The organism is Sphingomonas sp. AP28, assembly GCF_056680455.1.
Map to the genome: position 1 here is coordinate 1,075,535 of NZ_CM155283.1, position 18,309 is coordinate 1,093,843.

The window sequence follows — 18,309 nt, forward strand, 5'->3', positions numbered from 1 at the left end:
CCCCGCGAAGGCGGGGATCCAGTCTGGGCACCCGCCTTCGCAGGTGAACAAGAGGTCAGGGCCGATATTACTCAGCCCCGAACCACTTATCCCATTATCTCTTGTTCAAGCTTCTTGGCCATCTCTTCGATGTTCTCAGGTGGCCAGCCCGGGATTTCCATACCCAGGCGAAGACCCATCGACGACAGCACTTCCTTGATCTCGTTCAAGGACTTGCGGCCGAAGTTAGGCGTACGCAGCATCTCGGCTTCGGTCTTCCCGACCAGATCGCCGATGTAGATGATGTTGTCGTTCTTGAGGCAGTTCGCCGAGCGCACCGACAGTTCCAACTCGTCGACCTTCTTGAGAAGGTAACGGTTGATCTGCTGCGTGTCGCCTGCGGGCTCCGCACCACCGGCAGCAGGGGCTGCCTGGCCGATCGGGGCCGACGAACGCGTGACCGACGAGTCGTCGAAGTGGACGAACAGCGCGAGCTGGTCCTGGAGGATGCGACCGGCATAGCCGACTGCGTCTTCCGGGGTGATCGTGCCGTCGGTTTCGATCGTCAGCGTCAGCTTGTCGTAATCCAGGTCCTGACCGACGCGGGTCGGGTCGACCTTGTACGAAACCTGACGTACCGGCGAGTACAGCGCATCGACCGGGATCAGACCGATCGGCGCATCGGCCGGGCGGTTTGCGGTCGCGGGCACGTAACCCTTACCGATGTCGGCGGTCAGCTCCATGTTGAGCGTCGCACCCTCATCGAGGTGGCAGATCACAAGATCCTTGTTCATGATCTCGATGTCGCCCGAGACGGCAATGTCGCCGGCCTTGACTTCACCCGGACCCGTTGCCGAGAGCTGGAGGCGCTTGGGCCCCTCGCCCTGCATGCGGATCGCGATCTGCTTCACGTTGAGGACGATGTCGGTCACGTCCTCGCGGACGCCGGCCAGAGACGAGAACTCATGCAGCACGTTCTCGATCTTGATCGAGGTGACGGCCGCGCCCTGCAGCGACGAGAGCAACACGCGACGCAGCGCGTTGCCGAGCGTCAGGCCGAAGCCACGCTCGAGCGGCTCGGCGATGAAAGTCGCCTTGCGCTTGGTGTCGCCACCGGCCTTTTTCTCCAGGCCGCTGGGCTTCTTGAGTTCCTGCCAGTTCTTTGCGTTGACAGACACATGCTTCCCCTAATTTGGGGGCCGACGGAAAGGACTTCCGCCGGCCATTAAAATGCATCCGCGACGCACGTTCGACCTGATCAGGGACGACCGCGCGCGGACAACGTCGGAGAAATCAGACGCGACGACGCTTCGAAGGACGAACGCCGTTGTGTGGGATCGAGGTCACGTCGCGGATCGATGTGATCTGGAAACCGACTGCCTGAAGCGCGCGCAGTGCCGATTCGCGACCCGAGCCGGGGCCCTTGACCTCGACTTCGATCGTGCGGACGCCGTGCTCGGCGGCCTTCTTGCCGGCGTCTTCCGCTGCGACCTGGGCCGCGTACGGAGTCGACTTGCGCGAGCCCTTGAAGCCCATTGCGCCGGCCGACGACCACGAGATCGCGTTGCCCTGGGCATCGGTGATCGTGATCATGGTGTTGTTGAAGCTGGCATTCACGTGAGCGACGCCAGAGGTGATGTTCTTGCGCTCGCGCCGCTTAATGCGCTGAGGTTCGCGTGCCATGGTGTATTTCCTGACCTGTATCTGCGTGACGCCGGGCGGCCCGTTGGGACCAGCGCCGGCGGAGTAACCCATTAAAAAAGTGGATTACTTCTTCTTGCCGGCGATCGGCTTGGCCTTGCCCTTGCGGGTGCGCGCATTGGTATGCGTGCGCTGGCCGCGGACCGGGAGGCCCTTGCGATGACGCAGGCCGCGATAGCAGGCGAGATCCATCAGGCGCTTGATGTTCATCGAGGTCTGGCGGCGCAGATCGCCCTCGACGGTGTGATCGGCGTCGATCGTCTCGCGGATGTGCAGGACTTCCTGGTCGGTCAGGTCCTGGACGCGGGCGGTGTCAGCGATGCCGAGCTTCGCGACGATTTCCTTGGCCTTGGTCGAACCGATGCCGTGAATATAGGTCAACGCGATCACCACGCGCTTGTTGGTCGGGATATTAACACCCGCGATACGTGCCATGAACTTGGTTCTCCTGCTCCACGAGGTCCGGCATGGCTGCACAGACCTCATCTCTTAGCGATGAACCGAAACGCACGATAGCGACGAACGCAAACAAGCGCCGCCGGAACCGTCGTGTCGGGGAGAGTTCGAATAGGCGCGCGCTAACGCAGTGTCAAGCGAGCGGTTCCGCGTGGGACGGTGCAGCCTGGCGCATCTTGAGCCAGCGGCGGAACGAGACAACCGTCCAGATCAGCTCGACCACCCCGAACGGCCACGCGCCCTGCAGGAACCCGTAGATCGAACCGAGCACGCAACCGAATGCGAAACCGAGCGTCCACCAGTGCGAACCGGCTTCCTTGGCGTAGCATAGGAGGGTGAACGATACCGCGGCTAGGCCGAATAGCGAGAGGGAGTCCATATCGAGTGCATGCAGCCTCAGACGTATAAATACCACCTCGGCGACCGTTCAGATCCCATCGTAGAGATGCTCCGTGAAATAATGGCACCAGCCGCCAGCGATCGCCGCGCCCGTTATGGACGTAAAAACGCTGAAGTCGACGCCGAAGGGAAACGATGTAAACCCGCCCGGCCAATAGCTGGCCATTGCAACGGCGATTGGCACGCCGACGGTCCAGATCGCCTTGTGCCGCAACATCCCGCGGGGAAAGACGGTGACGGCGAGCAAAATAGGCAGATACGCTAAAGCTGACACGGTGACTGCAAGGGGCAGCATCAGCGGAAGCACTACGAGCGCAAGAAATCCCCGGAAAAGCGCTAGGCCGATCACCGATATGACCGTGCCGCCGATAGCTCCCACAATCCATGCCACAGTGACCGTTCGGACAAGCTCACTCCTCACACTGCGCTGCAAGGTCATTTATGATTGCTCCCCAAATCGGCCGATTACTTCCGCCCGAACAGCTTCTCGATATCGCCGTGCTCGAGTTTCACCCAGGTGGGGCGGCCGTGGTTGCATTGGCCGGAATGGGGGGTGACTTCCATTTCTCGGAGCAGCGCGTTCATTTCGGTCACCGACAATATGCGGCCGGCGCGGACGGAGCCGTGGCAGGCCATCGTGCCGGCGACCGCGTCCAGGCGCTCCTTTAGGGAGAGAGCTTCGTCGAAGGCGGCGAGTTCGTCGGCCAGGTCGGTTACCAGGCCTTTCGGGTCGCTTTGGCCCAAGAGCGCGGGGGTGGCGCGGACCAGCATGGCGTGGGGGCCGAAGCGTTCGAGGTCTAGGCCGAATTCGGAGAGTTCTTCGGCGCGGGACTCGAGGCGGTCGCAGGCGGATTCGTCGAGTTCTACGACTTCGGGGATGAGGAGGGCTTGGGACGCTATGGTGCCGCCGGCGAGGGCTGCGCGCATGCGTTCTAGGACGAGGCGTTCGTGGGCGGCATGCTGGTCGACCAGGACGAGGCCGTCTTCGGCTTCGGCTACTATGTAGGTCTTGGCGACTTGGCCTCTTGCTACGCCCATCGGGAAAGCGGCGGTTTGGGGTGGGGGTGTCCAGGCGGGTTCGGCTCTTGCCTGCGGGGGCGCGGCGAAGAAGGTGGGGCGGGAGTCGTTGACGGAGCTGTAGGAGCGGTTTTCCAGGAGGAGCCTTTGGGGCGTGCCCTCACCTTCCCATCCGCTTTGCGGACGGGCCCCTTCCTCTCCCCGGAGGGGAGAGGAGGTTTGTTCTGGTTGCCACATTGAAAGGGCGGACTCGCTGGCGCGTTGGCTTCTGTGGCCGGCGGCGTCGAGGGCTCGGCGGAGGCCGGAGACTATTAGGCCTCTTACCATTGCGGGGTCGCGGAAGCGGACTTCGGTCTTGGCGGGGTGGACGTTGACGTCGACCTGGTCGGTCGGGATGTCGAGAAACAGCGCGACGACGGCGTGGCGGTCGCGCGGGAGCATCTCGGCATAGGCGCCGCGGATCGCGCCCATCAGCAGGCGGTCCTTTACGGGGCGGCCGTTGACGAAGAGATACTGGTGGTCGGCGATGCCACGATTGTAGGTCGGCAGGCTGGCGACGCCGCCCAGCACCAGGCCTTCGCGCTCGAGGTCGATCGCCACCGAATTGTCGGCGAGCGCGCGGTCGGTGAGCGTCGCCACCCTGCCCGGCCGGTCCTCGACCTGCATCGCCGACAGCGCGCGGCGACCGTCATGCTCCAGCGTGAAACCGATGTCGGGCCGTGCCATTGCGAGCCGGCGGACGACGTCCAGGCAGGCGGCGTATTCGGCGCGGGGGGAGCGCAGGAACTTGCGGCGGGCGGGGACGCGGGCGAACAGGTCCTCGACCACGACGCGCGTGCCGGGCGGGAGCGCGGCGGGGCCTTCGCGCTCGACTTTCCCATTGTCGACGGTGCGCGCCCAGCCTTCGGCGCCGCGGATCCGGCTTTCGATCGTCAGCCGCGCGACGCTCGCGATCGAGGGCAACGCCTCGCCGCGAAAGCCGAGCGTCACGACCGATTCGATGAACTCGTCGGGCAGCTTCGAAGTCGCGTGGCGTTCGAGCGCCAAGGCCATGTCCGCGGGGGTCATCCCGCAGCCGTCATCGGCGACTTCGATCCGCGAAGTGCCTCCTTCTGCAAGGAGAATCGCGATACGGCCCGCGCCTGCATCGATCGCGTTTTCGACTAACTCCTTCAACGCGCTGGCGGGTCTTTCCACCACTTCACCGGCGGCGATGCGATTGACCAGATGCTCGGGGAGACGCCGTATTGACATGGGTTTGCGTCTAGACCAAGCGACGGCATCCCGCGACCCGCAAACGCCACTTAATACAGTATAGGCACCCGGTGCTCGAAACCACCGGCGGGCTCCGCGAGATGATGTGTGTGCGCATGTTTTTGCTGGCGGTTCGCCCGTCCGGCGGACTGGATACGGGACCCTGATTGAATGGCCTTCTACTCGCGTTTCTTCAAGTTCATGTCGCACGACATGGCGATCGACCTCGGCACCGCGAACACCGTCGTCTACGTCCGTGGCCGCGGCATCGTCCTGAACGAGCCGTCGGTGGTCGCGGTCGAGACGATCAACGGTATCAAGCGCGTCAAGGCGGTCGGTGACGACGCCAAGATGATGATGGGCAAGACGCCGGGCAACATCGAGGCGATCCGGCCACTGCGCGACGGCGTGATCGCGGACATCGACGTCGCCGAGCAGATGATCAAGTATTTCATCCAGAAGGTCCACGGCCCGCGCAAGTTCGCGCGCTGGCCCGAGATCGTGATCTGCGTGCCGTCGGGTTCGACCAAAGTCGAGCGCCGCGCGATCCGCGATGCCGCGTCGAACGCGGGCGCGTCGCAGGTCTGGCTGATTGAGGAGCCGATGGCGGCGGCGATCGGCGCGGACATGCCGGTCACCGAGCCGATCGGTTCGATGGTCGTCGACATCGGCGGCGGCACGACCGAAGTCGCGGTGCTGTCGCTGCGTGGTCTCGCCTACACCACCTCGGTGCGTGTCGGCGGCGACAAGATGGACGAGGCGATCGTATCGTACGTCCGCCGCAACCATAACCTGCTGATCGGCGAAGCGACGGCGGAGCGGATCAAGAAGGAAGTCGGCATCGCCAAGCCGCCCGTCGACGGCATCGGCATGATTATCCAGATCAAGGGCCGCGATCTCGTCAACGGCGTGCCCAAGGAGATCCAGATCAACCAGGGCCAGATCGCCGAGGCGCTCAGCGAGCCGGTCGCGACGATCGTCGAGGGCGTCCGCGTCGCGCTCGAGAACACGGCACCGGAGCTGGCCGCGGATATCGTCGACCAGGGCATCGTGCTGACCGGTGGCGGCGCGCTGCTGCAGGGTCTGGACGAAGTGCTGCGCGACGAGACCGGGCTGCCGGTGACGGTCGCCGAGGACCCGCTGACCTGCGTCGCGCTCGGCACCGGTCGCGCGCTCGAGGATCCGTTGTTCCGCGGCGTGCTGATGAGCGGCTAAGAGATTGTTTTTGCTTTAAGACACGCGGACACGAAATCGCGTCGTCCGAGTCGCAGGGGTAGGTCCCCCTGCGCTTTGGCGGCGCCCGAGACAGGGGGACAGGCGCATGGCGCCAGCCCGCGACCGGCGCACGGGGTTTTCCCGGCGTCGGCAATATGGTGTGTTCATGGGCTATGTGCTCGCCGTCGCTGGTGCGGTGGTGGGCCTGGTGCTGCTCGTCGCGTCGACGTTCAATCCGCCCGCGTTTTCAGCGCTGCGGATGGGCGTGGCGGGGGTGACGACGCCGGTCTCGACCGGACTCGCCACGGTAGGATCTTCGATTTCGGGCATCCCCGATGCGATCGGCAACTACTTCTTCGTGAAGCAGGAGAACGTCGCGCTTCGAGCGGATCGCGAGCGGACACGGGCGCTGCTGATGCGCGCGCGGACGATCGCCTATGACAATCGCCGGTTGCGCAGCCTGCTCGCGATCCGCGAACGCTCGACCGCGCCGGTCGTGACCGCACGGCTGGTAAGTTCGAGCGCGTCGAGCGGGCGGCGCTATGCGTTGCTCAACGCGGGTCGCTGGAACGGCGTGCTGCCCGGCATGCCGGTGCGCGGCCCCGACGGTCTGATCGGGCGCGTCGTCGAGACTGGCCCCAACGCGGCGCGCATCCTCTTGCTAAGCGACGGCGACAGCATCGTGCCCGTCCGCCGCACGCGCGACGGGATGCCCGCGATCGCAGCGGGGCGCGGCGACGGGATGATCGACATCCGCTCGGTCAACGCCACCAACGTACGCTTCAACGCGGGCGACCTGTTCGTGACGACCGGCACCGGCGGGATCTACGCGCCCGGCGTCCCCGTCGCCCGCGTGACCAAGGCAGGCTCGGACTCGGTGATGGCACGCGCCTTCGCCGATCCCGACACGCTCGACTTCGCGCTGGTCGAGCGGATGTTCATGCCCGTGCCCCCGCCTCGCCCGGTGACGCAGCAATGATGCCGCCCCGCCTGATGGACAGCGTCGACTACAAGCCGTTCGAGACCAAGATCCCCGCCGGCCGGTCGCGCGCGATCCCCTGGGCGACGGTCATGGCCGGGTCGCTGGTCACGATCATCCCGGTGGTCGCGACGATCCCCCTCCTCCCCCCGTTCGGGTTCGTCATGCTGCTCGCGTGGCGGCTGCTAGCCCGGTTCGCGTTCAAGCCCTGGGCCGCAGCCCCGCTCGGCTTCTTCGACGACCTCGTCAGCGGCCAGCCACTCGGCAGCGCCGTGCTGATGTGGTCGCTCGCGTTCGTCGCGATCGACATGATCGAGCAGCGCCTCGCGTTTCGCGACTATTGGCAAGACTGGCTGATCGGCGGCGGGCTGATCGCGGCGTGCATCATCGCCGGGCGCTTCATCGCGGTGCCGGTCGGCGCGCATGTCGACACCATCCTGATCGCGCAGATCGCGGTCACGATCCTGATGTTCCCGCTGGCGGCCCGCATCGTCGCGGCGATCCAGAACAAGCGGGGCGCCGAGTGAGGAATACCCCGCGGATCGTTACCGAGATGTCCCAGGCGTACAGCTTCTCGCGGCGCGCGTGGATGCTGGGCGCAGCGCAAGGCGGCGTCGGGCTGCTGCTCGCCGGGCGGATGGCATGGCTGTCGATCGCGCAGAACGAGCGCTACACGCAAATGTCGGAGAGCAACCGCGTCAACATGACGCTGCTGCCCCCCCGCCGCGGCTGGATCGTCGACCGCCACGGCGTGCCGATCGCCAACAACCGCACCGATTTCCGCGTCGACATCATCCCCGACCGCCTCCGCGACAAGGAGCGCGTGCTGCCACTGCTCGGTCGCATCCTCCAGCTACCGCCCGAGGAAGTCGAGCGGATCGCGATCGACCTCGAACATGCCGCGGGATTCCAGCCCGTACAGGTCGCGGAGAATCTCGACTGGGAGCGGTTTGCCGCGGTCAGCGTCCGCCTCCCCGAATTGCCCGGCGTCGCGCCGACCCGCGGGTTCGCGCGCAGCTATCCCGCGGGTGCCGCGGTCGCGCATCTGACCGGCTATGTCGGCGTACCCAACGCCGAGCAGTACAAGAAGACGCACGACCCGCTGCTCGTCACCCCCGGCTTCAAGCTCGGCAAGGACGGGCTCGAAAAGATGCTCGAGACCGAACTGCGCGGCGTCGCCGGCGCCAAGCGCGTCGAGGTCACCGCGCGCGGCAAGCTGGTCGCCGAACTCGCGACCAAGCCCGACGTACCCGGCAAGACAGCACGGCTGACCATCGACGTCGGGCTTCAGGAATATGCGGCGCGGCGGCTCGGCACCAACTCCGGGTCGGTCGTGGTGCTCGATACCCGCACCGGCGAGATGCTCGCGATGGTGTCGATGCCGGCCTATGATCCGAACAGCTTTTCGGACGGGATCAGCCATCTCGAATGGCAGATGCTGAGCGACGACGATCACGTGCCGCTGATGAACAAGGTCACGCAGGGGCTGTATCCGCCGGGCTCGACGGTCAAGCCGATGAACGGCCTCGCGCTGATGAACGCCGGCGTCGATCCGTCGACACGCGTCAATTGCTCGGGCGCGATGCGGCTCGGGACCAGCGTGTTCCATTGCCACAAGAAAAGCGGCCACGGTCCGCTCGATCTCAAGAACGCGATCATGCAGAGCTGCGACATCTATTTCTACGAGATGGCGCGGCGGGTCGGCTACAACGCGATCGCGCCGATCGCGCGGACGCTGGGGATGGGGCAGAAGTTCGACCTGCCCTTCTCGACGCAGCGTTACGGCACGGTGCCCGATCCGGCGTGGAAGCTGAAGAAGTACAAGCACGACTGGACCGTGGCGGATTCGCTCAACGCGTCGATCGGCCAGGGCTATGTGCTGGCCAACCCGTTGCAGCTCGCGGTGATGGCGGCGCGGCTCGCGTCGGGGCGCGCGTTGCAGCCGAGCATTCTCGCCAGCCATGTCCACCGCGACTCCCCTGCCCTCGCGATCGACTCCGAGCATCTCGCGCGCGTCCGCGACGCGATGTTCGGGGTGATCAACCAGGGCGGTACCGGCGGCGCGGCGAAACTGCTGATCCCGGGAGTCGCGATCGCAGGCAAGACCGGTACTGCGCAGGTTCGTCGCATCACGATGGCGGAGCGGCGGTCGGGCGTGCTCAAGAACGGGCAGTTGCCGTTCAAGATGCGCGACCACGCGCTGTTCATCGGTTTCGCGCCCGCCGACAATCCGCGCTATGCGCTTGCGGTCGTGCTCGAGCATAACGGCCACACCGTGCGCAACCTCGACACGCCGATGATCGGCCGCGACATCATGACCTACATGCTCGACCGCGAGCGCGCGCTGAAATCGCTCGCCGAGGTCGAACCGACCTGGGGTGGCGACATCCGTACGCGCATGGCGGCGACCGCGGAGACCTACCGCAAGGCGCAATCCGCGCCCCCGGCGGCGATCGCCACCAAGACCGACGCGATCGTGCCCAGCGACGCCCCCGCGGTCGAGAACGCCACCGACATGGCCAACGCCACGCAGGAGGCGCTGACGGCACCGGGCGCTACGGTCGCCGAAGATGATTCAAGGGACCGCCAGCCGTGAACCGAACCGAGCGTCAGCGATGAACCGTATCGTTCCTGAGCCGCTCGCCAAGCTGCCGTGGCGCGTCCTCCTGCTGGTGGTCGCGATCGGCTGTTTTGGCCAGGTCGTGCTGTATTCCGCGGCCGGCGGCTCGCTCAAGCCCTGGGCGCTGTCGCAGGGCATCCGCTTCTTCGTCCTGCTCGCCGGTGCGATCGCCTTGTCCTACGTCCCCGAGCGGACGTGGAAGGCGGGCTCGCTGCCGGCCTATGCGCTGATCGTCGTGTCGCTGGTCGCGGTCGAGATCCTCGGCAAGGTCTCGGGCGGGTCGCAGCGCTGGCTCGACCTCGGTTTCATCCGCCTGCAACCGTCCGAGTTCATGAAGCCCGCGATCGTGCTCGCCTGCGCCAAATTCTACGACATGCTCCCGCCTGGCGAGACGCGACGGTTCAGCGCGGTATGGCCCGCGGCGCTACTGATCGGCATACCGGCCGCGATCGTCATGAAGCAGCCCGATCTCGGCACCGCCCTGATGATCTGCGCGGGCGGCGCGACGGTGATGTTCCTCGCAGGCATACCGCTGCGCCTGTTCGTCGGTGGCGCGATCACCGCCGCAGTGGCGATCCCGCTCGCGATCAACTTCGCGTTGCACGATTACCAGCGCAACCGCATCCTCATCTTCCTCGATCCCGAGAGCGATCCGCTCGGCACTGGTTATCACATCAGCCAGTCGAAGATCGCGATCGGCTCGGGCGGGATCTGGGGCAAGGGCTTCCTCCAGGGCACGCAGAGCCACCTCGACTACCTCCCCGAGGGGCATACCGACTTCGTCTTCGCGACGATGGCGGAGGAATGGGGCCTGGTCGGCGGCTGTCTGCTGATCCTCGCGTTCCTGCTGGTGATCCGCTGGGGCATCGAGGTGGGCCAGCGCGCCCAGACTCGCTTCGGCCGGCTGACCGCGGCGGGCCTGTCGACGACGATCTTCTTCTACGTCGCGATCAACCTGATGATGGTGATGGGCCTCGCCCCTGTCGTCGGCATCCCGTTGCCGCTGGTGAGCTTCGGCAGTTCGGCACAGATGACGGTACTGCTCTGCCTAGGCATTTTGATGTCGATCGACCGCCAGAACCGCATGACGGTCGGCTGGTGACGCGGAAAACCTCTTAATTCGCAAAAAAAACGGCCTGATCGACCAAAACGGACTCGGATCGACGAAAAGGGGGTTGCGGCCCCCGATGAGTCTGCTAACAGCGCGCCTCCAGCAGCGGGGCGCCACACCAGGGCGCCACTCAAAACCGCCCAGGAATGGACGCATAGCTCAGTTGGTAGAGCAGCTGACTCTTAATCAGCGGGTCCTTGGTTCGAGCCCAAGTGCGTCCACCATTTTCTTATAGCTCTAGATACCGGCACCGATTGGTCGCATCGGCAGTGACCTGCATCAGGCAACTTTCGCCGCGCTGCGCGCCGCGCTATCGGTTGGCATGGCGCGTGTCCGACAGTTGAAGGTGTACCGGACCGTAGCGGGTTTCTACGATGCGTATGTCGCTGCGCCGAGCCAGAAGGCGGCACTGGCGGCGTGGGGTAGCGACCGCGACTTGTTCGCGCGGGGCATTGCCGAGCAAGTCACGGATCCGGCGTTGATGGCGGAACCGCTCGCCTCCCCCGGCACGGTCGTGAAGCATTCGCGTGGGACGACCGCTGAACAGATTGCGGCACTGCCCGAACAGCGGGCGCCTGCCGCGCCGCGCGATGCCGATGCCGATGCCGATGCCGATGCCGATGCCGATGCCGATGCCGATCCGAAACCTGCCGCTAAACCGCGAGCGAAACCTCAGGCTAAACCCAAACCCAAGCCGCGGCCGAAACGCGACGAGCTTGATGCGGCTGAGGAGGCTTTGACGTCGGTACAAGCAGACTTTGACCGGAAGAAGAAAGATCTCGCCGAACGCGAGGCGGCGCTTGCGCGGGATCGTCGCGCGTTGGAGCAGGCTCGCTCCTCCAGCATAGAGGCTGCGGAAGACGCGCTACGCGGGCAAAAGCAGGCGTATGAGGAGGCCGTGCGCCGGTGGCGGGAATCCCAAGAGTGAGTCCTGCACGCGGATTTCTGGCTCAGGGCGTCGATGGTTACGTATGTTCCGTCCGGGAGCCGCCTTGGGGAGCGAATGTCCTTATCGGGTGGACGGCTTTACCGCAAAAACGGCCTACGCTTCAGAGGTCTTGTGTAGAGCGCGCGCATTGCCGCCTCCATCTTATCGCGGTCGACGCGAAGCACGACTGTCTGCGCGCGTTCGCCGAGATATGGGCGGTATGCGTCGTGCCACGATAGGGTATCGCCGTATCCGGCGGTCTGGCTGGTGTCGAAATCGATGTAGAGCATCTCGACGCGCGTTATAATGGCGGGCTCAAGCCAGACCATCGCAGCGATCTCATCCCACATCGGAAATCCCGGTTCGAGCCCAGTCTGAAGTGTGTCGGTCAGCGCCGTGTGGGCTGGCTTGAGGCTGTCGAGGAAGCCGCGCGTCCAATGCGTGCCCGTCGACGGGTCGATCGGGACCATCGTCACCTTCGGCCACGCGCCGTGCGCCATGATCCGTGCGGCTTCGGGATCCCAGCGGATGTTGAACTCGCGGCGCGGCGTGTTGACGAATTCGCGCGCAAACTCTGCAGCTGCCGGCGTGTCGATCGACTGCTGCGGATTGAGGCTGCCGCCCATGTAGACGAGTTCCTTCACGTTCGCGGCGAAGCTCGGGTCGAGGCTTTGCGCGATCGCGATGTTGGTCATAGGACCGGTGGCGAACAGCGTGATCTGGTGCGGGTGCGCGCGGACCATCCGGACGAGGAACGCGGCGGCGATCTCGCCGGACGGTTTGGTGACGGGATCGCCGATCGGCAGGCTCGGCACTACCGAAGGCGACGACGTACCAGGCGTATCGCCGGACACGGGCTCCGTCCAAGGTCCCTTGAACTCGAGCCGACCGTACAGCCCTTCCCACCGCTTGGTCGCCGCCTCGTTGTTCACCAGCGGAAAAGTCGCGCCCGGCACCACCGGCACGTCGGTGCGCCCGAGAATCTCGACGGTCCGCAGCGCATAGGCGGTCGCCGTATCGCGCCATACCGAACCACTGGTCGTGGTGATCCCCAGCACTTCGACGCCCGGTGCCTGAAGCAGCAGCGCAGGCGCGCCGTTGAGACCGACGACGTCATCATCGATCAGGACGAGCCGCTTGGCCGACGCATTCTGAGCAGAGGTCGCGACAGGCGTTGCGAGAGAAAGCAGCGCGATGAGGCAGCCCACCGGGACGAAACGAAAGGCCATCGCGCAACTCTTCCCCGCCAGATCGGTATGCCATTCCTGCCAGTCCATGCAGGCGATCTCCGGCAGGACTGGCCATACGCTCTCCGATCAGATCAGCACCTTGTCCAGTGTGATCGGCAAGTCACGCACGCGCGTTCCCGTGGCGTTGTAGATCGCGTTCGCCACCGCCGCGGCGACGCCGGTGATGCCGATCTCGCCCACGCCGTGCGCGCCCATCGGCGTGTGCGGGTCGGCGATGTCGGTCCAGATCACGTCGATCTCTGGCACGTCGAGGTGCACGGGCACATGATATTCGGCGAGGCTCGGGTTCATGATGCGACCGTTGCGCTCGTCGAACTGCGTTTCCTCCATCAGCGCCATGCCGAGGCCCATGACGATCCCGCCGCGGAACTGGCTGCGCGCGGTCTTTGGGTTGAGGATGCGACCGCAATCGAACGCGCCGAGGAAGCGGCTGACGCGAGTCTCGCCGGTGACCGCGTTGACGCGCACCTCGCAGAACAGCGCGCTGTGCGAATGCATCGACCAATGCATCAGTTCGAGCGGCTGCGATGCTTCCTCACTGACGACGACGCTCTCGCGCTGCGCTCGTTCGAGAATCGAGACATAGCTTTCGCGTCGCGACGGATCGTCGAGCTTGGCGAGCCCGCCATCCTCGCTGCCGACCTCGTCGGGCGACAGGCCCGCGAGCGGCGAATCATTGCCCGCGAGTTTCAGCAGTTCGGCGACCAGCGCATGATGCGCGGCAATCACTGCCGCGCCGATCGCCGCGGTCTGCTGCGATCCGCCAGCCAGGATCGCGCCGGGGATGATCGAATCGCCATAGCCGACCGAGACGCGCTCGAGCGGGAGTCCAAGGCGATCGGCGGCCACCATCGCCGTCGTCGTCGAGGTCCCCATGCCCATCTCATGCGCGGCGATCTCGACGAGGGCGTGCCCGTCACGGCGCAGCGTGATCCGTGCGGCGGCGCCCGGCATACGGTAATAGGGATAGGTCCCGGTCGCGCAGCCCATGCCGATCAGCCACTCGCCTTCGCGACGCGTTCCCGGCTGGGCGCTCCGCTCGTTCCAGCCGAACCGCTCCGCGCCGCTGCGCCAAGCCTCGACGATATGCCGCGAGGAGAATGGCAAACCCGAGGTCGGATCCTTGTCCGGCTCGTTGCGGATGCGCAGCGCGATCGGGTCCATGCCGAGTTCGACCGCCAGCTCGTCGATCGCCGATTCCAGCGCGAACGTGCCGACCGCCTCGCCCGGTGCGCGCATGAAGGTGTTGGCGAGCATGTTCATCGTGACCGTCTCGACCGACAGCTTGAAGCTGTCCGCCGCATAGCCGCCGCGCGTGCCGAGGATGAAGGGTTCGGGCATGTTGTTGTGCGGGGTCATCGCGGCGATGCCGGTGTGGACCAGCGCCTTGAAGCGACCATCCGCGTCCGCGCCGATCGCGACGCGTTGCTCGGTCAGCGTCCGCCCGCCGACGACGCGGTACACGCCCTCGCGCGACAGAGCGATGCGGACCGGACGCCCGGCGAGCTTGGCCGCGGCAGCGCCGAGGATCTGGTGATCCCACAGGCATTTGCCACCGAATCCACCGCCGACGAACGGCGAGGTGACGCGCACCTGTGCCGCCTTCAGGTTGAACACGTCGGCGATCGTCTGCGCCTCCGCGGTGACGAGCTGTGTCGCGTCGTGGACGATCAGTTCGTCGCCGACCCACGCGATCGTCGCGGCATGCGGCTCGATCGCGTTGTGGTTGTGGCGCGGCGTCCGATAGACATGATCGACCTTGTGCGGCGCCGCCGCGAGCATCGCATCCGCATCGCCGATCTCGTTGAGCAACGGCTGGCCCATGAACAGGCCCTGCTGGGGGCCTTCCTCCTTGGCCGCGGCAAGCGACGTGGTCGAAGGCTCGGCCGCGTAGGTCGCCACGATCAGCGACTTGGCATGATCGGCCTGTTCCTGCGTCTCGGCGAGCACGACCGCGATCGGCTGGCCGTTCCAGTGGACGCGGTCGTCCTGCATGATCGGCAGGTCCGCCGGTCCCGCCGCTGTGGGGGAAGAGCCGAACACCGCCGGCGGGTTCATCCGTGGCGTGTTGAGGTACGTCATCACCACCACGACGCCGGGCGCAGCCTCAGCCGCGGCGGTATCGATAGCCGCGATCCGCCCGCGCGGAATCGTGGCATAGGCGAGCGCAGCGTAGACCATGCCCTCCAGCGGAAACTCGGCCGCGAAGGTTGCCGCACCGCGCACCTTGAGCGGGCCATCCAGCCGCGACACCGACGTACCGATCAGCCCATGCTGCTGGCGGATCAACGGGTCGGGCACGCCGCCCGGAACCCAGCTGTCGGGTGCGAGCGGCACCAGCTTGCTCATCGCACCCTGGATCAGGCCCTGCGCGGTTTCCTTGACCGTATCGACGATGCTCATGCTGCTGCTCCGGCAAGGTCGCCAAGCACGGCGACGAGGGTGCGCTTGGTCAGTGCGATCTTGAAACCGTTGTCGCGAAGCGGCGCGGCGTCCGCCATCTCGGCGACGGCGGCGGCGAGGAATGCCTCTTCAGTGGCGGGGCCACCGCGCAAGGCCGCCTCCGCCTTCGACGCGCGCCACGGCTTGTGCGCGACCCCGCCGAGCGCGATCCGCACGTCCTTGATGACGCCGCCCTCGATCTCCAGCGCTGCTGCGATCGAGACCAGCGCGAAAGCGTAACTCGCTCGGTCGCGCACCTTGCGATAGGTCGAGTTGGCCGCGAAATTCAGCGGCGGCAGTTCGATCGCGGTGATGAGTTCGCCGGGTTCCAGCACGGTATCGAACTCGGGATGATCGCCCGGCAGGCGGTGAAGCTCGGTAAAGGGCAATGTCCGGGCCCCACCCCGCCCGTGCAGATGCACGACCGCATCGAGTGCGGCGAGCGCCACGCACATGTCCGACGGATGCGTCGCGACGCACGCCGACGACGCACCGAGAATGGCGTGTCCCCGCGTGAAACCCTCGATCGCGTCGCAGCCCGACCCCGGCGCGCGTTTGTTACAGCGCGATCCGTCGGTGTCGTAAAAATAGGTGCACCGGGTCCGCTGGAGCAGGTTGCCGCCGACCGTCGCCATGTTCCGGATCTGCGCCGACGCCCCCGCCAGGATCGCGCGCGACAAGACCGGATAGCGCGTCCGCACAGCCAGATGCTCGGCAATAGCGGTGTTGCGGACCGCCGCGCCGATCATCAGCCCGCCGCCCTCGGTCTCTTCGATCTCATTCGACAACCCGGTCACGTCGACGAGGGCGCTTGGCTTCGCGACCGTCTCGCGGATCAAGTCGACCAGGTTGGTGCCCCCGCCAAGGTATGCCGTCGCATTCGCCTGCCCGAGCAGCAAAGCATCGGCCGCGTCTTCGGCCCGCGCGTAGGTGAAGGGGGTCATGCCGTCATCTCCGCTGCCACGGTTTCGCGGATCGCGTCGATGATCCCGTTGTGCGCGCCGCAGCGGCACAGATTGCCGCTCATCCGCTCCTGCAACTCCTCGCGGGTGAGCGTCACGTCGGCGGTGAGATCGGCGCTGACATGGCTCGGCACACCGCGCTTCGCCTCCGCCGCCATGCCGATCGCCGAACAGATCTGGCCCGGCGTGCAATAGCCGCACTGGAACCCGTCGTGATCGATGAACGCCTGTTGCAACGGATGCAGCGCATCGCCGTCCGCGAGCCCTTCGATCGTCGTCACCTGACGCCCGTCATACTGCACCGCGAGCGCGAGGCAGGACACGATCCGCTCACCATCGACGAGCACGGTGCACGCACCGCACGCGCCCTGATTGCAGCCCTTCTTGGTGCCGGCCAGGTGCAGCCCTTCGCGCAACAGATCGAGCAGCGAGACACGGGGATCGTCGGGCAGCGCCACCGCTGACCCGTTGACAAGTATCGACATCGCCACTCTCCTGTTGAGCCGACGGTGTCGTTGCGACCGCCGAATCCGTATTTCAGTACCGAGCGGTATAGTCGCGATCAGCGGGGTCTGCCAAGCGTCTGGCGGTGCGATCGTGAAGATAGATCGATGCCCCCTTGTCGGCGCGGCGCGCATCGGCGAGCATCACGCATCAAAGGGGGAGAATGTGATGATCAAGGCATGGATGATCGGGCTGACGGCAATCGTCGCGGCACCGGTACTGGCGCAGGGCAAGCCATCGACCACGACCTATATTCAAGCGGGCACGGTGCTCGACAGGCCCGGGCAGGCGCCGCGCGGCAACACCACGATCATCGTCCGCGACGGGAAGATCGTCGAGCTGCGCGATGGCTTCGTCGCACCGGAACAGGGGGCGAGGCTGATCGACCTGCGTACCGCATTCGTACTGCCCGGCATGGTCGACATGCACGTCCATCTCTGGGGCATCGGCGGCGATCCGATGCGCGCGCGGCTGGAAGCGCTCAACCGCGATCGGTTCGACGACGAGATGACCGCCGTCGCAAATGCGCGCACGACGCTGGCGGCAGGCTTCACCTCGGTTCGCGACCTGGGCGGCGACCCGCGCGGTATCCGGGCACTGCGCGATGCGATCGATGCCGGCACCATCGAGGGGCCGAGCATCACCAATGCCGGCGAGATGATCTCGGTGACGGGCGGGCACGGCGACGGCGGCAACGGGCTGGCGGAGGAATTCGCGGACATGGTGCACGCGAAGGAAATGAACCTGTGCGACGGCCCCGACGATTGCCGCCGCGCCGTGCGGGCGCAGGTCGCGTTGGGCGCGCGCGTCATCAAGTTCGCGGCGACCGGTGGCGTGCTGTCGAACGTCAGCGGCGGCCTCGGCCGCGCGATGACGCCGGAGGAAATGCGCGCGATCATCGAGACCGCGCACGCGCTCGGCCGCAAGGTCGCCGCGCACAGCCATGCCGCCGAGGGCACGAAGGCCGCGCTGGAGGCCGGCGTGGACTCGATCGAGCACGGCACGTTCCTCGACGACGAGACGATCCGGCTGTTCAAGGCCAAGGGCGCCTATCTGGTGCCGACCGAGATCGCGCCCGTCGCGGCGCTGGCCCAGGCGCGCGGCGGTGCATTGCCGCCGGCGACGATCGTCAAGGCCGAGGCGGCGGCCGCGGCGATGGCGGCCAGTCACCGCCGCGCCTATGCCGCAGGGGTCAAGGTCGCGTTCGGCACCGATACCGGCGTGTCGAAGCACGGGGACAACGCCACCGAGTTCGCGCTGATGGTCAGGAACGGGCTCACCCCGACCCAGGCGATCGCCGCCGCCACGGTGGGTGCAGCAGACCTGCTCGGGCGCGACGACATCGGCACACTGGCACCGGGCAAGACCGCGGACATCATCGCCGTGGCGGGGTCTCCGCTGCAGGACGTCACGCGGCTCGAACACGTCGAGTTCGTCATGCACCGTGGGACGGTCGCGAAGACGCCTGCTGCCGGCATCTGATCGTCTTCCC

At 66.2% G+C, this 18,309-nt stretch carries 17 protein-coding genes and 1 tRNA gene; 8 read left to right on the forward strand and 10 right to left on the reverse strand.

Features of this window, described 5'->3' with window-relative positions:
* Nucleotides 1-86: 86 nt before the first annotated feature.
* From AC1MH0_RS04820 to mutL, 6 genes are all read right to left on the reverse strand, one after another.
* Nucleotides 87-1,157, reverse strand: coding sequence for a DNA-directed RNA polymerase subunit alpha (locus tag AC1MH0_RS04820; protein ID WP_031395236.1), 1,071 nt, complete (start codon nucleotides 1,155-1,157; stop codon nucleotides 87-89).
* Between the two features lie 115 nt (nucleotides 1,158-1,272).
* Nucleotides 1,273-1,662, reverse strand: coding sequence for a 30S ribosomal protein S11 (gene rpsK / locus AC1MH0_RS04825; protein ID WP_031395237.1), 390 nt, complete (start codon nucleotides 1,660-1,662; stop codon nucleotides 1,273-1,275).
* 84 nt (nucleotides 1,663-1,746) lie between these two features.
* Complete coding sequence (rpsM, locus tag AC1MH0_RS04830; protein ID WP_056015521.1) at nucleotides 1,747-2,115, reverse strand: 30S ribosomal protein S13; 369 nt, start codon at nucleotides 2,113-2,115, stop codon at nucleotides 1,747-1,749.
* 154 nt (nucleotides 2,116-2,269) lie between these two features.
* On the reverse strand, nucleotides 2,270-2,515 hold the full coding sequence (locus tag AC1MH0_RS04835) for a hypothetical protein (RefSeq protein ID WP_480964936.1): 246 nt from the start codon (nucleotides 2,513-2,515) through the stop codon (nucleotides 2,270-2,272).
* A 48-nt stretch (nucleotides 2,516-2,563) separates the two neighbouring features.
* A complete protein-coding gene (locus tag AC1MH0_RS04840) occupies nucleotides 2,564-2,974 on the reverse strand; it encodes a hypothetical protein (RefSeq protein WP_480964937.1) in 411 nt (136 codons plus the stop codon).
* A 26-nt stretch (nucleotides 2,975-3,000) separates the two neighbouring features.
* The gene (gene mutL, locus AC1MH0_RS04845; protein WP_480964938.1) at nucleotides 3,001-4,806 is read right to left on the reverse strand and encodes a DNA mismatch repair endonuclease MutL; all 1,806 of its coding nucleotides are present in this window, start codon (nucleotides 4,804-4,806) and stop codon (nucleotides 3,001-3,003) included.
* Between the two features lie 171 nt (nucleotides 4,807-4,977).
* Between mutL and AC1MH0_RS04850 the strand changes: the two genes are divergently transcribed.
* The 7 genes from AC1MH0_RS04850 (at nucleotide 4,978) to AC1MH0_RS04880 (ending at nucleotide 11,659) form a co-directional block, all read left to right on the forward strand.
* Nucleotides 4,978-6,021 (forward strand): rod shape-determining protein, encoded by a 1,044-nt coding sequence (locus AC1MH0_RS04850; protein ID WP_055878614.1) that lies wholly within the window; start codon nucleotides 4,978-4,980, stop codon nucleotides 6,019-6,021.
* Nucleotides 6,022-6,127: 106 nt separating this feature from the next.
* Complete coding sequence (locus AC1MH0_RS04855; RefSeq protein WP_192238804.1) at nucleotides 6,128-7,000, forward strand: rod shape-determining protein MreC; 873 nt, start codon at nucleotides 6,128-6,130, stop codon at nucleotides 6,998-7,000.
* Nucleotides 6,997-7,527, forward strand: coding sequence for a rod shape-determining protein MreD (mreD, locus tag AC1MH0_RS04860; RefSeq protein WP_480964939.1), 531 nt, complete (start codon nucleotides 6,997-6,999; stop codon nucleotides 7,525-7,527). Before AC1MH0_RS04855 ends, mreD begins: the two co-directional genes overlap by 4 nt.
* Nucleotides 7,528-7,553: 26 nt before the next feature.
* Nucleotides 7,554-9,596 carry a penicillin-binding protein 2 gene (gene mrdA, locus AC1MH0_RS04865; protein WP_480955825.1) on the forward strand — a complete coding sequence of 681 codons (2,043 nt, stop codon included), beginning with the start codon at nucleotides 7,554-7,556 and terminating at the stop codon, nucleotides 9,594-9,596.
* A 19-nt stretch (nucleotides 9,597-9,615) separates the two neighbouring features.
* Entirely contained in the window at nucleotides 9,616-10,722 is a 1,107-nt protein-coding gene (gene rodA, locus AC1MH0_RS04870) for a rod shape-determining protein RodA (protein ID WP_480964940.1), read from the forward strand.
* Between the two features lie 157 nt (nucleotides 10,723-10,879).
* Nucleotides 10,880-10,955, forward strand: a tRNA-Lys gene (locus AC1MH0_RS04875).
* 98 nt (nucleotides 10,956-11,053) lie between these two features.
* Complete coding sequence (locus tag AC1MH0_RS04880) at nucleotides 11,054-11,659, forward strand: hypothetical protein (RefSeq protein ID WP_480964941.1); 606 nt, start codon at nucleotides 11,054-11,056, stop codon at nucleotides 11,657-11,659.
* Between the two features lie 98 nt (nucleotides 11,660-11,757).
* Here AC1MH0_RS04880 and AC1MH0_RS04885 read toward each other — a convergent pair whose 3' ends face one another.
* The 4 genes from AC1MH0_RS04885 to AC1MH0_RS04900 are packed head-to-tail and all read right to left on the reverse strand — an operon-like array spanning nucleotide 11,758 to nucleotide 16,798.
* On the reverse strand, nucleotides 11,758-12,936 hold the full coding sequence (locus AC1MH0_RS04885; protein ID WP_480964942.1) for a nucleoside hydrolase: 1,179 nt from the start codon (nucleotides 12,934-12,936) through the stop codon (nucleotides 11,758-11,760).
* Between the two features lie 39 nt (nucleotides 12,937-12,975).
* Nucleotides 12,976-15,312, reverse strand: a complete 2,337-nt coding sequence (locus AC1MH0_RS04890) for a xanthine dehydrogenase family protein molybdopterin-binding subunit (RefSeq protein ID WP_480964943.1) — start codon at nucleotides 15,310-15,312, stop codon at nucleotides 12,976-12,978.
* Nucleotides 15,309-16,295 carry an FAD binding domain-containing protein gene (locus AC1MH0_RS04895; protein ID WP_480964944.1) on the reverse strand — a complete coding sequence of 329 codons (987 nt, stop codon included), beginning with the start codon at nucleotides 16,293-16,295 and terminating at the stop codon, nucleotides 15,309-15,311. The genes AC1MH0_RS04890 and AC1MH0_RS04895 overlap by 4 nt, the downstream gene beginning before the upstream one ends.
* A complete protein-coding gene (locus tag AC1MH0_RS04900) occupies nucleotides 16,292-16,798 on the reverse strand; it encodes a 2Fe-2S iron-sulfur cluster-binding protein (RefSeq protein ID WP_480964945.1) in 507 nt (168 codons plus the stop codon). The genes AC1MH0_RS04895 and AC1MH0_RS04900 overlap by 4 nt, the downstream gene beginning before the upstream one ends.
* Nucleotides 16,799-16,985: 187 nt before the next feature.
* On the opposite strand from AC1MH0_RS04900, the gene AC1MH0_RS04905 reads away from it, so the two are divergent.
* Nucleotides 16,986-18,299, forward strand: coding sequence for a metal-dependent hydrolase family protein (locus AC1MH0_RS04905; RefSeq protein ID WP_480964946.1), 1,314 nt, complete (start codon nucleotides 16,986-16,988; stop codon nucleotides 18,297-18,299).
* Nucleotides 18,300-18,309 lie beyond the last annotated feature (10 nt).

Excerpts from the sequence above, each read along its gene's own strand:
- rpsK (WP_031395237.1), bottom strand. The coding sequence starts at position 1,662 with ATGGCACGCGAACCTCAGCGCATTAAGCGGCGCGAGCGCAAGAACATC.
- rpsM (WP_056015521.1), bottom strand. The coding sequence starts at position 2,115 with ATGGCACGTATCGCGGGTGTTAATATCCCGACCAACAAGCGCGTGGTG.
- AC1MH0_RS04835 (WP_480964936.1), bottom strand. The coding sequence starts at position 2,515 with ATGGACTCCCTCTCGCTATTCGGCCTAGCCGCGGTATCGTTCACCCTC.
- AC1MH0_RS04840 (WP_480964937.1), bottom strand. The coding sequence starts at position 2,974 with ATGACCTTGCAGCGCAGTGTGAGGAGTGAGCTTGTCCGAACGGTCACT.
- mutL (WP_480964938.1), bottom strand. The coding sequence starts at position 4,806 with ATGTCAATACGGCGTCTCCCCGAGCATCTGGTCAATCGCATCGCCGCC.
- AC1MH0_RS04850 (WP_055878614.1), top strand. The coding sequence starts at position 4,978 with ATGGCCTTCTACTCGCGTTTCTTCAAGTTCATGTCGCACGACATGGCG.
- AC1MH0_RS04855 (WP_192238804.1), top strand. The coding sequence starts at position 6,128 with ATGGCGCCAGCCCGCGACCGGCGCACGGGGTTTTCCCGGCGTCGGCAA.
- mreD (WP_480964939.1), top strand. The coding sequence starts at position 6,997 with ATGATGCCGCCCCGCCTGATGGACAGCGTCGACTACAAGCCGTTCGAG.
- mrdA (WP_480955825.1), top strand. The coding sequence starts at position 7,554 with ATGTCCCAGGCGTACAGCTTCTCGCGGCGCGCGTGGATGCTGGGCGCA.
- rodA (WP_480964940.1), top strand. The coding sequence starts at position 9,616 with ATGAACCGTATCGTTCCTGAGCCGCTCGCCAAGCTGCCGTGGCGCGTC.
- AC1MH0_RS04880 (WP_480964941.1), top strand. The coding sequence starts at position 11,054 with ATGGCGCGTGTCCGACAGTTGAAGGTGTACCGGACCGTAGCGGGTTTC.
- AC1MH0_RS04885 (WP_480964942.1), bottom strand. The coding sequence starts at position 12,936 with ATGGACTGGCAGGAATGGCATACCGATCTGGCGGGGAAGAGTTGCGCG.
- AC1MH0_RS04890 (WP_480964943.1), bottom strand. The coding sequence starts at position 15,312 with ATGAGCATCGTCGATACGGTCAAGGAAACCGCGCAGGGCCTGATCCAG.
- AC1MH0_RS04895 (WP_480964944.1), bottom strand. The coding sequence starts at position 16,295 with ATGACCCCCTTCACCTACGCGCGGGCCGAAGACGCGGCCGATGCTTTG.
- AC1MH0_RS04900 (WP_480964945.1), bottom strand. The coding sequence starts at position 16,798 with ATGTCGATACTTGTCAACGGGTCAGCGGTGGCGCTGCCCGACGATCCC.
- AC1MH0_RS04905 (WP_480964946.1), top strand. The coding sequence starts at position 16,986 with ATGATCAAGGCATGGATGATCGGGCTGACGGCAATCGTCGCGGCACCG.